This window comes from Streptomyces sp. JLYT201 (genome assembly GCF_059448825.1).
Genome location: NZ_CM182551.1, coordinates 7,583,653 through 7,601,020, shown reverse-complemented (window position 1 = coordinate 7,601,020; position 17,368 = coordinate 7,583,653). Strand labels below are relative to the sequence as shown.

17 protein-coding genes are annotated in these 17,368 nt (G+C 73.2%); 4 read left to right on the top strand and 13 right to left on the bottom strand.

Annotated features, from left to right (window positions below; all coding sequences use genetic code 11):
- Positions 1-32 precede the first annotated feature (32 nt).
- The 4 genes from AC5WAM_RS32330 to AC5WAM_RS32315 form a co-directional block, all read right to left on the bottom strand.
- Positions 33-620 (bottom strand): lysophospholipid acyltransferase family protein, encoded by a 588-nt coding sequence (locus AC5WAM_RS32330; protein WP_495523686.1) that lies wholly within the window; start codon positions 618-620, stop codon positions 33-35.
- Between the two features lie 56 nt (positions 621-676).
- Entirely contained in the window at positions 677-1,366 is a 690-nt protein-coding gene (gene cmk, locus AC5WAM_RS32325; RefSeq protein ID WP_172386473.1) for a (d)CMP kinase, read from the bottom strand.
- A 174-nt stretch (positions 1,367-1,540) separates the two neighbouring features.
- Positions 1,541-2,626, bottom strand: coding sequence for a prephenate dehydrogenase (locus AC5WAM_RS32320; RefSeq protein WP_172386453.1), 1,086 nt, complete (start codon positions 2,624-2,626; stop codon positions 1,541-1,543).
- Between the two features lie 180 nt (positions 2,627-2,806).
- Complete coding sequence (locus tag AC5WAM_RS32315) at positions 2,807-3,250, bottom strand: YidB family protein (RefSeq protein ID WP_495523685.1); 444 nt, start codon at positions 3,248-3,250, stop codon at positions 2,807-2,809.
- Between the two features lie 191 nt (positions 3,251-3,441).
- Between AC5WAM_RS32315 and AC5WAM_RS32310 the strand changes: the two genes are divergently transcribed.
- From AC5WAM_RS32310 to AC5WAM_RS32295, 4 genes are read left to right on the top strand one after another with little or no spacing between them, the layout of a single operon-like run.
- Positions 3,442-4,128 (top strand): hypothetical protein, encoded by a 687-nt coding sequence (locus tag AC5WAM_RS32310; RefSeq protein ID WP_495519692.1) that lies wholly within the window; start codon positions 3,442-3,444, stop codon positions 4,126-4,128.
- Positions 4,129-4,169: 41 nt separating this feature from the next.
- Positions 4,170-4,751, top strand: coding sequence for a DUF6529 family protein (locus tag AC5WAM_RS32305; protein ID WP_366795742.1), 582 nt, complete (start codon positions 4,170-4,172; stop codon positions 4,749-4,751).
- The gene (locus AC5WAM_RS32300; RefSeq protein WP_495519691.1) at positions 4,748-5,203 is read left to right on the top strand and encodes a Rieske (2Fe-2S) protein; all 456 of its coding nucleotides are present in this window, start codon (positions 4,748-4,750) and stop codon (positions 5,201-5,203) included. The genes AC5WAM_RS32305 and AC5WAM_RS32300 overlap by 4 nt, the downstream gene beginning before the upstream one ends.
- 21 nt (positions 5,204-5,224) lie before the next feature.
- The gene (locus AC5WAM_RS32295; protein WP_495519690.1) at positions 5,225-5,971 is read left to right on the top strand and encodes a nucleotidyltransferase domain-containing protein; all 747 of its coding nucleotides are present in this window, start codon (positions 5,225-5,227) and stop codon (positions 5,969-5,971) included.
- A gap of 193 nt (positions 5,972-6,164) precedes the next feature.
- Here the strand turns inward: AC5WAM_RS32295 and AC5WAM_RS32290 are convergent, their stop codons facing one another.
- From AC5WAM_RS32290 to pyrG, 9 genes are all read right to left on the bottom strand, one after another.
- Positions 6,165-7,334: a pseudouridine synthase gene (locus AC5WAM_RS32290; RefSeq protein WP_366795745.1), complete on the bottom strand. Its 1,170-nt coding sequence runs from the start codon at positions 7,332-7,334 to the stop codon at positions 6,165-6,167.
- 12 nt (positions 7,335-7,346) lie between these two features.
- Positions 7,347-7,988: an SMC-Scp complex subunit ScpB gene (scpB, locus tag AC5WAM_RS32285; protein WP_366795763.1), complete on the bottom strand. Its 642-nt coding sequence runs from the start codon at positions 7,986-7,988 to the stop codon at positions 7,347-7,349.
- A gap of 5 nt (positions 7,989-7,993) precedes the next feature.
- Positions 7,994-9,097, bottom strand: coding sequence for a segregation and condensation protein A (locus AC5WAM_RS32280; protein WP_495519689.1), 1,104 nt, complete (start codon positions 9,095-9,097; stop codon positions 7,994-7,996).
- Positions 9,098-9,114: 17 nt separating this feature from the next.
- A complete protein-coding gene (locus AC5WAM_RS32275) occupies positions 9,115-9,678 on the bottom strand; it encodes a hypothetical protein (RefSeq protein WP_171075685.1) in 564 nt (187 codons plus the stop codon).
- The gene (locus AC5WAM_RS32270) at positions 9,663-10,685 is read right to left on the bottom strand and encodes a ParA family protein (RefSeq protein WP_495519688.1); all 1,023 of its coding nucleotides are present in this window, start codon (positions 10,683-10,685) and stop codon (positions 9,663-9,665) included. Before AC5WAM_RS32270 ends, AC5WAM_RS32275 begins: the two co-directional genes overlap by 16 nt.
- A gap of 468 nt (positions 10,686-11,153) precedes the next feature.
- On the bottom strand, positions 11,154-12,278 hold the full coding sequence (ald, locus tag AC5WAM_RS32265; RefSeq protein WP_150510259.1) for an alanine dehydrogenase: 1,125 nt from the start codon (positions 12,276-12,278) through the stop codon (positions 11,154-11,156).
- Between the two features lie 134 nt (positions 12,279-12,412).
- Positions 12,413-14,599, bottom strand: a complete 2,187-nt coding sequence (locus AC5WAM_RS32260) for a tetratricopeptide repeat protein (protein WP_495519687.1) — start codon at positions 14,597-14,599, stop codon at positions 12,413-12,415.
- A gap of 198 nt (positions 14,600-14,797) precedes the next feature.
- A complete protein-coding gene (locus tag AC5WAM_RS32255) occupies positions 14,798-15,424 on the bottom strand; it encodes an NUDIX domain-containing protein (protein WP_366795748.1) in 627 nt (208 codons plus the stop codon).
- An 85-nt stretch (positions 15,425-15,509) separates the two neighbouring features.
- Complete coding sequence (gene pyrG, locus AC5WAM_RS32250) at positions 15,510-17,159, bottom strand: CTP synthase (RefSeq protein ID WP_138958892.1); 1,650 nt, start codon at positions 17,157-17,159, stop codon at positions 15,510-15,512.
- Positions 17,160-17,368: the final 209 nt, after the last annotated feature.

Sequence of the window (17,368 nt, the reverse complement as noted above, 5' to 3'; positions counted from 1 at the left end):
TCCGTACGGCGGGTCACTACTGAAAGTCTTACTCAGCGCCCGGTCAGGCGCCTGGCGTCTTCCAGGTGGTCGGTCAGCTTCCCCTGGATGCGCACGGTCGCCTCGTCGAGCGCCTTGCGCGTGCGCCGCCCGCTCCCGTCGCCCGCCTCGAAGGGGTCTCCGAAGACCACGTCGACGCGGCTGCGCAGCGGCGGCAGCTGCCGTATCAGACGGCCGGTCCGCTCCGTGCTGCCCAGGACGGCCACCGGGACGATCGGCGCCCCGGAGCGCACGGCGAAGTACGCGAGGCCCGCGCGCAGCGAGGCGAAGTCGCCGTCGCCCCGGGTACCCTCCGGGAAGATCCCCAGGACGCCGCCCTGCGCCAGGACGCCGAGCGCGTCGGTGATCGCCGTGCGGTCGGCCGTCGAGCGGTCGACCTTGACCTGGCCGATGGCGGCGAGGAACGTGCCGAGCGGGCCGACGAACGCCTCCTTCTTGATCAGGAAGTGCGTCGGCCGGGGCGCCACGCCCATGACCATCGGGCCGTCGACGTTGTGCGAGTGGTTGACGGCCAGGATGACCGGGCCGCTCGTCGGCACCCGCCAGGCGCCGAGCACGCGGGGCTTCCACAGGCCGTACATCAGACCGACGCCGATGCGCCGCCCGACCTCGGCCCCGCGCTCGGATGCCCCGGAGGTCACTTCCCGGCCCGCTTCTCCTCAACGAGGGTGACGACGCACTCGATGACCTGCTGGAGCGAGAGCTCGGTGGTGTCGACCTCGACGGCGTCGTCGGCCTTGGCGAGCGGCGACGTCTTGCGGCTGGAGTCGGCGGCGTCGCGCTTGATCAGGGCCTCGCGCGTGGCGTTCACGTCGGCGCCCTTGAGCTCGCCGGAGCGGCGGGCGGCCCGGGCCTCCGGGGACGCCGTGAGGAAGATCTTCAGGTCGGCGTCGGGGAGGACGGTGGTGCCGATGTCCCGGCCCTCGACGACGATGCCCTTCTCCGCGCCGAGGGCGATGGAGCGCTGCAGCTCGGTGATCCGGGTGCGCACGTCGGGGACGGCGCTGACGGCGCTGACCTTGGAGGTGACCTCCTGCGTGCGGATCGGGCCCGCCACGTCCGTGCCGTCGACCGTGATCGTCGGGGCGGCCGGGTCCGTGCCCGAGACGATCTCGGGCTTGCCGGCCGCGGCGGCGATCGCGCCGGGGTCGGTGAGGTCGATGCCGTTGCTGACCATCCACCACGTGATCGCCCGGTACTGGGCGCCGGTGTCCAGGTAGCTCAGGCCGAGCTGCGCGGCGACGGCCTTGGACGTGCTGGACTTGCCCGTGCCGGACGGCCCGTCGATGGCGACGATCACGGTGCCTGCGGCAGCGCTGTTTTCCAGGGTTTCCACGGGCTGCGGGTGCCTTTCTCGGGGCGCGGGTCGGATGGGGGACGCATGCGACGCCCCGCACAAGGTTACTGGCTCCCGCCCCGGCCCTCGCCTGGCCACCCACCCGCCGCCGCTCCCGTGCGCCGCGACCGCCGCCGCCGTGCGCCACGGCCGCCGCTTCCCGCGCTACGGCCGCAGCGACCAGCCCCGCTCCCGCAGCGCCGCGGCCAGCGGGGCCGCCGCCGCGGGCTCCACCATGAGCTGGACCAGACCGGCCTGCTGACCGGTGGCGTGCTCGATGCGGACGTCCTCGACGTTGACCCCGGCACGCTCGGCGTCGGCGAAGATGCGGGCCAGCTGCCCGGGCTGGTCGTTGATGAGCACGGCCACGACCTCGTACGCGGACGGGGCGGAGCCGTGCTTGCCGGGCACCCGGGCCTGGCCCGCGTTGCCCCGCCGCAGCACGCTCGCGACCCCCGCGGCGCCTTCGTGCCGCTTGCCCTCGTCGGCCGAGGCCAGGCCCCGCAGCGCGGCGACGGTCTCCTGGAGGTCGGCGGCGACGTCGGCGAGCAGGTCGGCGACCGGCCCCGGGTTGGCCGAGAGGATGTCGATCCACATCCGCGGGTCGGACGCGGCGATGCGCGTGACGTCGCGGATGCCCTGGCCGCACAGCCGGACCGCCGACTCCTCGGCGTTCTCCAGGCGGGCCGCGACCATGCTGGAGACCAGGTGCGGCATGTGCGAGACGAGGGCGACGGCCCGGTCATGGGCGTCGGCGTCCATGACGACGGGCACGGCCCGGCACTGGGCCACCAGCTCCAGGGCGAGGTTCAGCACCTCGGTGTCGGTGTCCCGGGTGGGCGTGAGCACCCAGGGGCGGCCCTCGAAGAGGTCGGCGGACGCCGCCAGGGGGCCGCTGCGCTCGCGCCCCGACATGGGGTGCGTGCCGATGTACGGCGTCAGGTCCAGGCCGAGCGACTCCAGCTCGCGGCGCGGACCGCCCTTGACGCTCGCCACGTCCAGATAGCCGCGGGCGCGGCCGCGGCGCATGGCGTCGGCGAGGGTGGCGGCGACGTGCGCGGGCGGCACCGCGACCACGCACAGGTCGACGGGGCCCTCGGGCTCCGCCGCGGTCCCGGCGCCGAGCGCGGCGGCCGTGCGGGCCTGCTCGGTGTCGTGGTCGGCGAGGTGGACGGCGACGCCGCGGCGGGCCAGGGCCAGGGCGGCGGAGGTGCCGATGAGGCCGGTGCCGATGACGAGGGCTGTTCTCACTGGGCGATGTCCCCGTAGTTTTCCGTGCTGCTGTCCATCGGGTCAGGGTGACCGGGCCGGGTCGATCGGGTCCCGCCGATCCGGTCGTGATGTGCGTACAGCCTAGTCACCGCCCGTGACAGGGGTGCGCGGCGCCCGCCCCGCCCCGGCGGGGCGGGCGCCGCGCAGGCCGCGGGGGCCTCAGAGCTGCTGCTGCCTGATGATGTCCTCCAGGGAGCCGGTCGGCACCTGTCCGCTCGGGGTCAGCTTGTCGACGACCTGCGGAAGCTGCTGCGCGATCTCGTCGGCGGCCTGCTCGGGCGAGACCCCGGCGTCCTGGGCGACCTGCTGGAGCGTGTCGTCGGGCAGGGCCTCCTTGACCTGCGCGCCGGACACCGGCTGGTTCTCGCCGGAGCCGACCCACGACTGGGCCTGGTCGGCGAGACCGGCCTTGGTCAGCCCGTCGAGGAGGCCGCCCAGCGGGTTGTTCCCGCCGCCGCCCTTGCTCATCAGCGCGCCGAGCAGGGCGCCGAGGATGTTGGCGCCGCCCCCGGACTGGCCTGCGCCCTGCTGGCCGCCGCCGAGGAGACCGCCCAGGAGGCCGCCCAGATCGTTACCCGCCATGGTCGTGCCTTTCGCTTCGATGGCCGGGCCCCGCCCCGCGGGCCAGGGGCCCCGGACCCTGCCAATGTCACCCGGACCGCCGCGCCCCGCCACTCGGAGCGACCGGCGCGGAACCCATCCGCATCACGAGCGCACAGCCCCCGTGCGCCCCTGGACGCCGGGGTGCGGGTCGGCTTGCATGGAGGGGCAGGCCGCGCGCCTCGGGGGGACGCATGAAGCGCTCAGGACCGTTGTTCACGCTGCTCGGGGGGCTGCTGCTCGCCCTGTTCATGCTGACGCTCAACGCGACCACGGGCTCGGGCAGTTCGTCGTACGGCGACTCCTCGTCCGGCGCGGCGAAGCCCGCGCCGCCGCCCGCCGCGAGCGGGAGCCCCTCGGCGAAGCCGTCCCCCTCGAAGAAGCCGTCCCCTGCGAAGAAGCCGCGGCCGCCCGCCGACGGCAAGTACACGGGCCGCACGGACGACGACACCGCCTCCGTGGCCATCACGCTGCGCGGCGGCAGGGCCACGGCGTACTTCTGCGACGGCAGGACCACGGAGTCCTGGCTGAAGGGCGACGTCGAGGACGACGGCTCGCTGCGCCTGACCGGCAAGGGCGGTGCGAAGCTCGACGGGCGCGTCAAGGGCGACGCGGTCCGCGGCACGGTCGACGTCCGCGGCGGGCCCCGGCCCTTCACCGCCCCCCGGGCGAAGAAGAAGTCGGCGGGGCTGTACCGCGCGCGGGCCGAGGTGCGCGGCGAGCGCCTCGACGGCGGCTGGATCGTGCAGCCCGACGGCAGCCAGGTGGGCGTCCTCAGCCGCGACGGGAAGCCCGCCGAGGCCCCCCGTCTGGACCCCGGCACCGGCGCCGTCCGGCTGCCCGGCGGCGGCCGTCTCACCGCCCGGCCCGTCGTGCCCTGAGCAACCCGCCGCACCCATCCGTGCCCGCCCCGGGAGGCCCCGTGAGCGTCGACCCCAATGCCCCCACCCAAGGAGCCGGGTTCCCCGCGGGCCCGCGCCGTGAGCATCCCGCCCGCTATCTGGTGCCCGCTGTGGTCGCGGCGGCCGTCGCCGTGGGCCTGGGGGCGTACGGAAAGGCCCACGACCCCGAGGGCACCGCGTTCAACCTCGCGGGCTTCAGCTCCACCAGCGCCGTGAAGTCCTGGCTCGCCACCACCGCGTTCGGCTTCGCGCTTGTCCAGGTCGCCTCCGCCCTCATGGTCTACGGCAGGCTGCCCGGGCCGTCCTGGTCGGCGGCGCTGCACCGCTGGTCGGGCCGGATCGCGTTCCTGGTGGCCGTGCCGGTCGCGGTGCACTGCCTCTACGCGCTCGGCTACCAGACGTACTCGACGCGCGTGCTGTGGCACTCCTTCCTCGGCTGCTTCTTCTTCGGCGCGTTCAGCGCCAAGATGCTGCTGCTCCGCTCGGCCCGGCTGCCCGGCTGGCTCCTGCCGCTGGTGGGCGGTCTGGTCTTCGCGGTGCTCACCCTGGTGTGGGTGACGTCGGCGCTGTGGTTCTTCCGTACGGTCGGGGTGACGACGTGAGCGGCGGCGGGCCCGCGCCGGGCCCCACGCGGCGCACGGCCCTGCTGGCGGGCGCGGCCGCGGCCCTGACCGCGTGCGACAAGTACGGCGACGAGGGCGCGGAGCCGGACCCGCCGAAGTCCACGCCCGCGTCCTCGGGGCCCTCGGGCGCGAAGCCGTCCAAGGCGCCGCCCCTGGCCGAGAAGTCCGAGATCCCGGTCGGCGGCGGCAAGGTGTTCGAGAAGGAGAAGGTGGTGGTCACCCAGCCCGAGGAGGGGGACTTCAAGGCGTTCTCCGCGGTCTGCACGCACCAGGGCTGCACGGTCCGCGACGTGTCCGGCGGCACGATCAACTGCCCGTGCCACGGCAGCAAGTACCGGGTGGCGGACGCCTCGGTGGCGGACGGCCCGGCGCCGCGCCCGCTGGCCCCACGCGGCATCGACGTCACGGGAAACGCGATCAGGCTCACCTGACCAACCGCGTACGCTCCGGAGATGGACAACCCCCAGGACCTGGTCCGCGACCACACGATCTACGCCTGTGTCATGGGGTCGCGCGCCTTCGGCCTGGCCACCGACGACAGCGACACCGACCGCCGGGGCGTCTTCCTCGCGCCGACCCCGCTGTACTGGCGCTTCGAGAAGCCGCCCACGCACGTGGAGGGGCCGGCGGACGAGCAGTTCAGCTGGGAGCTGGAGCGCTTCTGCGCCCTCGCGCTGCGCGCCAACCCGAACATCCTGGAGTGCCTGCACTCCCCCCTCGTCGAGCACCTCACGGACACCGGTCGCGAGCTGCTCGCGCTGCGCGGGGCGTTCCTGTCCCGCCGAGCGCACGAGACCTTCGCCGCCTACGCCCTCAGCCAGCGCAAGAAGCTCGACGCGGACGTCCGCACCAGCGGTGCCCCGCGCTGGAAGCACGCCATGCACCTGCTGCGGCTGCTGACGAGCTGCCGCGACCTGCTGCGCACCGGTGAGCTGCGGATCGACGTGGGCGACCTGCGCGAGCCCCTGCTCGCGGTCAAGCGCGGCGAGGTGCCCTGGCCCGAGGTGGAGTCCCGGATGACCCGCCTCGCGGCGGAGTGCGAGGCGGCGACGGCCCGCACCCCGCTCCCGCCGGAGCCGGACCACCGCCGCGTCGAGGACTTCCTGTACCGCGCCCGCCGGGCGTCAGCCGCCCAGGCGCACGCGGACGACCAGGCCGTGCAGGGCGTCGTGGGCGGTGTGCACGCCCGGCAGGACTGAGGCCGCCCGCGCCTCGTCCGGCACGGCGCGCAGCCGTTCGACGGCGACGGCCGCCCGCGCCAGGAGGCGGCGACGGCCGCCCGCGCCAGGAGGCGGGGGCGGCCGTCGTCGTGTCCGGTGTGCGGACTACATGTCCGGTGCGAGGACTGCATGTCCGGTGTACGGACTAAGTGTCCGGTCTCCGGTGTGCGCTCTAGAGGTCGACTTCCTTCATCAGCATGCCGACCTCGGTGTTGGACAGGCGGCGCAGCCAGCCCGACTTCTGGTCGCCGAGCGTGATCGGGCCGAAGGCGACCCGCACCAGCTTGTCCACCGGGAAGCCCGCCTCAGCGAGCATGCGGCGCACGATGTGCTTGCGGCCCTCGTGCAGGGTGACCTCGACCAGGTAGTTCTTGCCGGTCTGCTCGACGACGCGGAAGTGGTCCGCGCGCGCGTAGCCGTCCTCCAGCTGGATGCCGTCCTTGAGCTGCTTGCCCAGGTCGCGCGGGATCGGGCCGACGATGTGCGCGAGGTAGACCTTCTTCACGCCGTACTTGGGGTGGGTCAGGCGGTGGGCCAGCTCACCGTGGTTGGTGAGCAGGATGACGCCCTCGGTCTCGGTGTCGAGCCGCCCCACGTGGAACAGCCGCGTCTCGCGGTTGTTCGTGTAGTCGCCCAGGCACTGGCGCCCCTCGTTGTCCTCCATGGTGGAGACGACACCGGCGGGCTTGTTCAGCGAGAAGAACTGGTACGACTGCGTGGCCACGGTCAGGCCGTCGACCTTGATCTCGTCCTTCTCGGGCTCCACGCGCAGGCCCTGCTCCAGGACGATCTCGCCGTTGACCTCGACGCGGGCCTGCTCGATCAGCTCCTCGCAGGCGCGCCGGGAGCCGTAGCCCGCGCGGGCCAGGACCTTCTGCAGGCGCTCGCCCTCCTGCTCGGCGCCCGGGAAGGTCTTGGGGAGCTTGACGTCCTTCTTGCCCGCGTACCGGTCGCGGTTGCGCTCCTCCGTGCGCGCCTCGTACTCGCGCGAGCGCGCGGGCGCCGTGCGGCCGCGCCCGGCGCCGGAGCCGCGCTGGTCCTGGGAGCGCTTGGGGCCGCCCTTGGCGCCGCCGCGCGCCGAGGCGCCGCGGCCCGACTTCGGGCCGTCCTGCGAGGCGCCCGGGCCCACGTCGTAGCGGCGCTCCTCGGGGCGGGGCTTGCTGGGGCGGCCCTGCCGGTCGTCGCGGTCGTTGCCGGCGCCGCGGTAGTTGCCGCGACCGCCGCCGCTGCCGCCGCGCCCGGCGCCGCCGCCGCGCCCGCCGCTGCTGCCGCGGCCGCCGCTGTTGCCACCACGGCTCCCGCCGTTGTTTCCGCTGCTGTTCCTGCCGCTGCTGCTTCGCATCAAAATTCCGTCTTAGGTCGTCTGCGTCTTCTCGTCCGGGGCGTCGGGCGCGTCCGGATCGAACGACGGAAGTCCTTCCTGCGTCTCGGCCTCGATCGCCTCCGCCTCCGGGAGGAAGGGCGCGAGCTCCGGGAGCTCGTCCAGGCCGCGCAGGCCCATCCGCTCCAGGAAGTAGTTCGTCGTCCTGTACAGGATCGCACCTGTTTCGGGTTCCGCGCCCGCCTCCGCCACCAGACCCCGCTGGAGCAGGGTGCGCATGACCCCGTCGCAGTTCACTCCGCGCACCGCGGAGACCCGGGAGCGGCTGACCGGCTGGCGGTAGGCGACCACGGCGAGCGTCTCCAGGGCCGCCTGGGTGAGCCGGGCGTGCTGTCCGTCCAGGACGAAGCCCTCGACGGCCGGCGCGTACGCGGGGCGCGTGTAGTACCGCCAGCCGCCCGCCACCAGGCGCAGCTCGAAGCCCCGGCCCTGGGCGGTGTACTCGTCGGCGAGTTCGCGCAGCGCCTCGGCGACGGCCCGCCGGGGCCGCTGGAGGACCTTCGCCAGGTGCTCCTCGGTGGCGGGCTCGTCCACGACCATGAGGACGGCCTCCAGGGCGGGCCGCAACTCCAGCTCGGCGACCTCGGACCGCAACTCCCCGACCGGGCTCTCCATGCTGCTCAACGCTTCTCCTCCTGCGGCTCGGGGGCCCGGTCGAACTCGTCGGTGACGGTCGGCTCGCCGTCGCCCTCGCCGCCCGTCCAGCGCACCACGAGCTCGCCGAGCGCGTCCTCCTGCTCCAGGGCGACGGCCTTCTCCCGGTACAGCTCCAGGAGCGCCAGGAAGCGCGCCACGACGGTCAGGGTGTCGTCGGGCCCCAGCTCCTCGATCAGGCCCCGGAAGCTGGCCTCGCCGCGCTCCCTGAGCCGGGCCACGACCACGGCGGCCTGTTCCCGCACGGAGACCAGCGGCGCGTGGATGTGGTCGACGTACACCTGCGGCTCGGCCCTGGGCTGCATCGCCTTGACGGCGAGCTTGGCGAACCCCTCGGCGCCGATGCTGATGACGACCTCGGGCAGCAGCTCGGCGTGGTGCGGTTCGAGCCCGACGGTCCGCGGGTAGCGGCGCGCCTCGTCGTCGAGGCGGCCGCTGAAGATGTCGGCGATCTGCTTGTACGCGCGGTACTGGAGCAGCCGCGCGAACAGCAGGTCACGCGCTTCGAGCAGGGCCAGGTCCGCCTCGTCCTCGACCTCGGCGGCGGGCAGCAGCCGGGCGGCCTTGAGATCGAGCAGGGTGGCGGCGACCACCAGGAACTCGGTCGTCTGGTCCAGGTCCCAGTCCGGCCCCATGGCCCGGATGTGCGCCATGAACTCGTCGGTCACCTTGGAGAGCGCGACCTCGGTGACGTCCAGTTTGTGCTTGGCGATGAGCTGGAGGAGCAGGTCGAAGGGGCCCTCGAAGTTGGCGAGCCGGACCGTGAACCGCCCGTCGTCGGGCGCGGGGTCCGCCGGGGCCTCGACGGGACCGTCCGCCGGGGCCTCGGCAGGTCCGTCCTGCGGGGTCTCGACGGGACCGTCCGCCAGGGTCTCGGCGGGTCCGTCCTGCGGGACCTCGGCAGAGCCGTCGTGCGGGGCCTCGGCGGGACCGCCCTGCGGGCGCGGGGGCTCGCTCCCGGTCTCGGCAGGGGGCGGGCTCGGGACGGCCTCCGTCCCCGGCCCTCGGCCCAGGGCGCGTCGGCGGGCGGGCGGCGGTGCGGACGTGCTGCTCGTCGAGGTGGTGGACATTACGCGGAAAGGTACCGCTACCGCCCGCGCAGCCGTCGTACGAGGATGCTCGCGTCCCCCCGCGATTCCAGGTCGGCGAGGACGACGGCGACGGCCTCGCGCACGATGCGCCCGCGGTCCACCGCGAGCCCGTGCTCCCCGCGCAGCACGAGCCGCGCGTGCTCCAGGTCCATCAGTTCCTCGGCGGAGACGTACACCGTGATCTTCTCGTCGTGCCGCTCGCGCCCGCTGGGGCGCCGGTTGGCGGCCCGGCCGCGCTTGCGCGTCTGGGTGGCCGTCGAGGCCGCGTTCTTGCCCGTGCCGGAGCTGCCAGAACCTTCCTGCGCCGAGCGGCGGCCCTGCGCGTCGTCGCCGCGGCCCTGCTCCGCCTCGCCCGCGGGGTGCTCGGCGGACTCGCCGTCACCCTGCGCGGCGGCGGAGGCGTGCGACTCCTCCGCGGCGGCCTCGTCGCTCTCGCCCGCGGGCGCGGGCACCCTCGCCTCGCCGTTCGTCTGCCGCCGCGGCGTCGAGGCCTGCAGCGCCGTGCCCCCGGTCGTGCGGAACAGCTCGTCGGCCCCGGGCAGACTCACTCGGCGTGACACCGGGCGAGCACCTCCCTGGCGAGCTGGCGATAGGCGGCCGCACCGACCGAGTTCGAGGCGTACGTCGTGATCGGCTCACCGGCGACCGTGGTCTCCGGGAAGCGCACCGTCCGGCCGATCACCGTGTGGTAGACGTGGTCGTCGAACGCCTCGACCACGCGCGCGAGGACCTCGCGGCTGTGCACCGTGCGCGAGTCGTACATCGTCGCGAGGATGCCGTCGAGCTCCAGGTCGGGGTTGAGCCGCTCCTGGACCTTCTCGATGGTCTCGGTGAGCAGCGCCACCCCGCGCAGCGCGAAGAACTCGCACTCCAGCGGCACGATGACCTTGTGCGCCGCGGTGAGCGCGTTGACCGTGAGCAGGCCGAGCGAGGGCTGACAGTCGATCACGATGTAGTCGTAGTCGGCCATGAGCGGCTTCAGGGCGCGCTGCAGCGTGGACTCGCGCGCGACCTCGCTGACGAGCTGCACCTCGGCGGCGGACAGGTCGATGTTGCTCGGCAGCAGGTCCATGTTGGGGACCGCGGTCTTCAGGAGCACCTCGTCGGCGGACATGCCCCGCTCCATGAGCAGGTTGTAGACCGTGAGGTCGAGCTCCATCGGGTTCACGCCGAGGCCGACCGAGAGCGCGCCCTGCGGGTCGAAGTCGACGAGCAGGACCCGGCGTCCGTACTCCGCGAGCGCGGCACCCAGGTTGATGGTCGACGTGGTCTTGCCGACGCCGCCCTTCTGGTTGCACATCGCGATGATCTTCGCGGGGCCGTGGTCGGTCAGGGGTCCCGGGATCGGGAAGTACGGCAGCGGACGCCCGGTCGGGCCGATGCGCTCGCGGCGCTGACGCGCGGCGTCGGGGGCGAGCGTGGCCGCGTACTCGGGGTCGGGCTCGTACTCCGCGTCGGGGTCGTAGAAGTGACCCTGGGGCAGTTCCTCGTAGTCGGCGAGGGGGGTAGGGGTGGTGTTGTCGCCACTCCGGTCGCCGGCCATGGCGTTCACGTGTTGGCCATCCATGCTCTGGGGTGCTGACGGTGTCGGACTCTGGCGGGCTTCGAAGGTGCGGACAGCGACGGAGCCGACAGCCTCGAGCCCGACGGGGCCCTGGCCCCGTCCAGACGTTCCTGGTTGACCACCCCCGGGAGCAAATGTCGACTCATTCACAAGTCGTCTTACCTCCTTGGTGACCAGGAAATTTCTAGATAGGTCAGCGTGGCACCATGCCGACGGTTGGCGACTCTATGGCGTGTCACCGCTCCGCAGCAACACAATCCGCCGGACCCGGCCCGATGTGTCGGCAACGGAACACCCCGGTGTCAAGGGCGTATGCCGCTTCGTCGGCACGATTCCGGGGTGCGCGAAACGGTTAAAGGGTAAGTTTCACGGCGAGTTGACCGTGTTCGCGCCGAACCGGCGGCGGCCGGACCCCTCACAAGGTCCGGCCGCTGGCGTGAGATTGACGACTTTTGTTGACGTTCGCCGAGATCAGCCGAGCAGGGAGGCGAGCTCCAGGTGCTCGTAGCCGTGGGCCTCGGCGACCTCCTTGTAAACGACCTTGCCGTCATGCGTGTTGAGACCCAGGGCCAGCGCCGGGTCGCGGCGCAGGGCCTCGACCCAGCCGTTGTTGGCCAGGGACACGATGTACGGCATCGTCGCGTTGGTCAGCGCGTACGTGGAGGTGTTGGGCACCGCGCCGGGCATGTTGGCCACGCAGTAGAAGACCGAGTTGTGCACCGGGAAGGTCGGCTCGGCGTGCGTGGTCGGGCGCGAGTCCTCGAAGCAGCCGCCCTGGTCGATCGCGATGTCGACAAGAACACTTCCGGGCTTCATGCGCGAGACCAGCTCGTTGGTGACGAGCTTGGGGGCCTTGGCGCCCGGGATGAGGACGGCGCCGATGACGAGGTCAGCCTCCAGGCAGGCCTTCTCCAGCTCGAAGGCGTTGGAGACGACGGTCTGGATCTTCGTGCCGAAGATCTTGTCGGCTTCCTTGAGCTTGTTGATGTCACGGTCGAGCAGGGTGACGTGGAAGCCCATGCCGATGGCGATCTGCGCGGCGTTCCAGCCGGAGACGCCACCGCCGATGACGACGGCCTTGCCCGCCGCCACACCCGGGACGCCGCCGGGCAGCACGCCGCGGCCGCCGACCGCGCGCATCAGGTGGTAGGCGCCGACCTGCGGGGCGAGACGGCCCGCGACCTCGGACATCGGGGCGAGCAGCGGCAGGGCGCGGCTGGGCAGCTCCACCGTCTCGTACGCGATGGCCGTGGTGCCCGACTCCAGGAGCGCGTCCGTGCACTCCTTGGAGGCGGCCAGGTGCAGGTAGGTGAAGAGCGTCTGGTCCTTGCGGAGGCGGTGGTACTCCTCCGCGATCGGCTCCTTGACCTTCAGGAGCAGGTCGGCCGAGGCCCAGACCTCGTCGGCGGTCTCGAGGATCTCGGCGCCCGCGGCGACGTACTCGTCGTCCGTGATCGACGAGCCGACACCGGCGTTGCGCTCGATGACGACCTGGTGGCCATGGCGCACCAGCTCGTGCACGCCGGCGGGGGTGATGGCCACCCGGAACTCGTTGTTCTTGACCTCGCGGGGGATGCCGACCTTCACGTCGATCACGGTCCTTGGCTCAGGGGGATTTAGGGCAAAGCGGTACATACCGGTACGCATCTGAGCGCATCGGAAGACACCACGTAGACACGCGGCGGAGCCATTCTAATGAAGGAGTTCTCGCTGTCTAGCCTTTCAAAGCATCAATCTCGACCGGATGCACTACGGATTTCGTAGGCGGAGGCTGGGGCTCCATCCACCGGGGCAGGGCTCCCGACCTCGGCGGACCCACCGCTCAGCTCACTTCCCAGCATGCGCTCGGCGGCCGCGCGGTGCAGCCGGGCCGCGGCGGGGTCGCCGAGCCGGTCCAGGGTGTCCGCGAGCCGCAGCTGCAACGCCGCGAGGAGCCGGCTGTCCGCCGCCTGCCGGGCCAGGTCGATCGCCTCCTGGCAGGTGCGCAGGCAGTCCTCGGGCCGCCCCGCGTACTCCTGGACCCGAGCCAGCTCGCTGAGGGCCCGCGCCCGGGCCGGGAGGTCCCCCGTCCTGCGGTGGCCCGCGACGGCCGAGCGCCAGTTGCGCAGGGCCTCGCCGTAGCGGCCCGCGTAGGTGTGGGCGGTGGCGATGCGGCCGTGCAGCCGGGCGGCGTCGGCCCGCTCGTCCCGGGCCTGGCGCTCGGCGAGGGCCCGGCCGTACCAGTCGGCGGCCCGGGGGTAGTCCCCCAGCTCCTGGTAGGCGCCGCCTACGGATTCCATCGCGCGCCCGGTCGCGTACGGGTCGCCCGCCGCCCGGGCGCAGTCGAGGGCGGCGCGGTAGCGGGCCAGGGCCTCGTGCGTACGGCCGGTGCGCGCGTCCAGGTCGGCGAGGTTGAGGAGCGCGGCCGCCTGCTCGCGCGGCAGGTCGCGGCGCTCGGCCACGTCGAGGACGAGCTGGTGGATGCCGTACAGGTCGGGGGCGGCGGCCTCGGTGCCCCAGTGCGCGGCGAGCGCCCGGGTCAGGGCCGACATCAGCCGCCGGGCGAGCGTGTCGAGCTCGCCGTCCGCGACCGCGAGCCGGGCCGCGGCGAGCAGCGCGGGCCTGCGGATGCGCAGCCAGTCGGCGGCCGCGCGCGGGTTCGGGAAGCGCAGGGCGCGGGGCAGTCCGGCCAGCTTCTTGCGCGCGGCCGAGTCGCCCGGCTCGGTGATCGCGCGGCAGGACTGGAGCAGCCGCACGGTCCGCTCCAGCATCCGGGCGCGCGCCAACTGCACCTCCCCGGGCCGGTCCTGCGCCTCCATCAGTTCCCGGAGCAGCGGCACCAGACAGCCCGGCACGTCGTACTGCGGCAGCGGCGAGTCCACGGTGCGCAGCAGGCCGAGCGCGACGAAGTCGTCGAGCGCGGCGCGCGCCGCGTTCACCGAACAGCCCGCGAGCGCGGACGCGGTGTGCGGGTCGACGTACCCGGCGGGGGCGAGGCACAGCAGGCGCAGTATCCGCGCGGCGGGGCCGGGGAGTCCGGCGTAGGCCTGCCGGAAGACGCGGGCGAGGCCCGAGTCGGCCGCGCCGTCCTCGGGGAGCTCGCGCAGCTGCTTGGCGAGGTCGGCGACGGCCGCCTTGGGCCGGGCGGCGAGCCAGCCCCCGGCGATCACGAGGGCCGCCGGGTGCCCGCCGCAGGCCTCGACCAGGTTCTCGGCGGAGCGCGGGTCGACGGTGACGCGCACCGAGCCCGCGCTGCGGGTGAGCAGGTCGAGCGCGGCCTTGGTGTCCAGGCCGCCGAGGGTGCAGGGCCGCACGTCGGGGATCCCGGTCAGCGGGCCGCCGGACACGGCGACGACCAGGCAGTCGGGGGTGTCCGGGAGCAGCGGGTCGACCTGTGCGGCCCCGGCGGCGTCCACGGCGTCGGCGTCGGCGGTGCCGCTCTCGTCGGCGCCCTTGGCGGGGGCCGGGGCGGCGGTCTCCGCGACGTCGTCCAGGAGCAGCAGCGCCCGGCGGTCGGCGAGGGCCGCGCGCAGCGTCGCGGTCAGGTCGTCCTCGCCCGCGCCGGCGGGGGCGGGCACGGCGAGCGCGTCGAGGAGTTCGCGGGCGGTGCGCTCGGTGGGTACGGGGGTGCCGTCGGGGTCGCAGAGGCGGGCGCGCAGGATGCCGTCGGGGTAGGCGTCGGCGAGCTGCCGGGCCAGCTCCTCGGCGAGGGCGGTGCGGCCCGAGCCGGGGCGGCCCGCGATGAGCAGGACGCGGGCGCGGGGGGCCTTGCGGCCCGAGAGGGTGTCGAGCCCGGCGCGGTCGATGTCGGCGCGGAGTTCCTTCAACTCTCGGTGGCGGCCCACGAACCGGGCCCCGTCGGCACCGGCCGCCGCGCTCGTGGGCGGCGGCACGGCACCCCGCGCCGCACCGTCCGTGTCGACCGCCTGATCCGTCACGGGTAACGCTCCCGTCCGCCTGCGCACGAGCCCGCCGGAACTCCGGGCGGGACGCTTGCAGAGCCTAGTTCAGGCCCTGCCGTCACCCCGGTGCCACGGCGCGCGGAAGTCGCCCGATCGGATCAGGAGATCGTCACACCGCACGGGGTGTCGCGCGGGCCCCGGACGGGCGCGCCGCAGGGGCCGGGGTTGCGGCCGTCACGCCTCGAAGGGCCGCGCGGGCCAGGGCGCGTCCGCCGGACGCAGCGCGTCCAAGCCGGCGCCGCGCAGCGCGGCCGTGAGCGACAGGACGCCCACGACCAGGCAGTTGTTGTGCAGTTCACCGGCCAGGACGCCGCGGACGAGGTCGTCGAGGGGGACGCGCGCGATCTCCATGTCGGCTTCCTCCTCCTCGACCTCGAAGCGCTCGCCCTCGGCCTCGGACAGATCGCGGGCCAGGAAGACGCGCACGGCCTCGTCGCAGCCGCCGGGCGTGGTGTAGACGTCGGTGAGGACCCGCCAGTCCTCGGCCTTGATGTGCGCTTCCTCGTAGAGCTCGCGCTGGGCGGCGTGCAGCGGGTTCTCGCCGGGCACGTCGAGGAGGCCCGCGGGGATCTCCCAGAGCTTGTGGCGCACCGGGTGGCGGTACTGGCGCACCAGGACGACGCGGCCGGACTCGTCGAGGGCCAGGACGGCGACGGAGCCGGGGTGGACCTGGTAGTCGCGGCGGGAGACCGATCCGTCGGGCATGACGACGTCGTCGGTGCGCACGGAGGTCTTGTTCCCGACGAACGGCGTGGCCGTCGCCGTGATCCGCCACTCCTCCGCGGTGTCCTTGATCGTCATGTCGTCCTGCCCTTCCACACGTCCATACGAAAGCCGGGGCACGCGCCCCGAAGGGCCGTACCCCGGCAACCGTATCGCTCTGGTGTTACTTGCCCGTCTTGCGCTCCACCGCGGCCTTGACCAGGCCCGCGAACAGCGGGTGCGGACGCGTCGGGCGCGAGCGCAGCTCCGGGTGGGCCTGGGTGGCGACCAGGTACGGGTGGACCTCGCGCGGGTACTCGACGTACTCGACGAGCTTGCCGTCCGGCGAGGTGCCGGAGAACTGGATGCCCGCGTTCTTCTCCAGGTCCGCGCGGTAGGCGTTGTTCACCTCGTAGCGGTGGCGGTGGCGCTCCTCGACGTACTCCTTGCCGTCGTACACCTCGCGCACGATGGAGCCCTCGGCGAGCTTGGCCGGGTACATGCCCAGGCGCATCGTGCCGCCCATGTCGCCCTCACCGGCGACGATGTCGAGCTGCTCGGCCATCGTGGAGATGACCGGGTGGGCGGTGGCGGCGTCGAACTCGGTGGAGTTGGCGTCCGGGATGTCCGCGAGGTTGCGGGCGGCCTCGATCACGATGCACTGCAGGCCCAGGCAGATGCCCAGCAGCGGGATCTTGTTCTCGCGGGCGTACTGGATCGCGCCGACCTTGCCGGAGACGCCGCGGTCGCCGAAGCCGCCGGGGATCAGGACCGCGTCTACGTCGCCGAGCTGCTTCTTGGCGCCCGCCGGGGTCTTGCAGTCGTCCGAGGTGACCCACTTGACCTTGACGCGCGCCCGGTTGGCGAAGCCGCCGGCGCGCATCGCCTCGGTGATGGAGAGGTAGGCGTCGGGCAGGTCGATGTACTTGCCGACGAGCGCGACCGTGACCTCGTGGTCGGGGTTGTGGACGCGGTCGAGCAGGTCGTCCCAGGTCGACCAGTCCACGTCGCGGAACGGCAGGTCGAGCTTGCGCACGACGTAGGCGTCCAGGCCCTCGGTGTGCAGGACCTTCGGGATGTCGTAGATCGACTTGGCGTCGATCGCGGCCACGACGGCGGCCTCGTCGACGTCGCACATCAGCGAGATCTTGCGCTTGATGGCGGTCGGCACGTCGCGGTCGGCGCGCAGCACGATCGCGTCCGGCTGGATGCCGATGTTGCGCAGGGCGGCGACCGAGTGCTGGGTCGGCTTGGTCTTCAGCTCGCCGGAGGGGCCGATGTAGGGCAGCAGCGAGATGTGCACGACGAAGACGTTGTCGCGGCCGACCTCGTGGCGGACCTGGCGGACGGTCTCCAGGAAGGGCAGCGACTCGATGTCGCCGACCGTACCGCCGACCTCCGTGATGACGACGTCGACGTCGTCGGTGGCCATGCGGCGGATGCGGTGCTTGATCTCGTTGGTGATGTGCGGGATGACCTGCACGGTGTCACCGAGGTACTCGCCGCGCCGCTCCTTGGCGATGACCTGCGAGTAGACCTGGCCGGTGGTGACGTTGGCCGAGCCGTCGAGGTCGACGTCCAGGAAGCGCTCGTAGTGCCCGATGTCCAGGTCGGTCTCGGCGCCGTCGTTGGTGACGAACACCTCGCCGTGCTGGAAGGGGTTCATCGTGCCCGGGTCCACGTTCAGGTACGGGTCGAGCTTCTGCATCGTGACCCGAAGGCCCCGGGCCTTGAGGAGCGCACCCAGGCTCGAGGCCGTCAGGCCCTTGCCGAGCGAGGAGGCGACGCCCCCGGTGACGAAGATGTGCTTGGTCGTCGTGGATGTGGGTGGCATGGCCAAGAGGGGGCTCCCGTGCGTCGCGGTCTGGGGTGCGTACCGGCGTCCGCTCCGTGCTTGCTTCTCCGCTCGGAGGGAGGTGCCGTCGCTGCGGTTCGGGGGTTCGATGACCACCGGCTCACGGGCTACCAGGGTATCAGCGTCAAGAGGGGCCCGCTTCCGGCCACCCCTTGACACGCGCATTCACGTCACGTACACGATCTTCA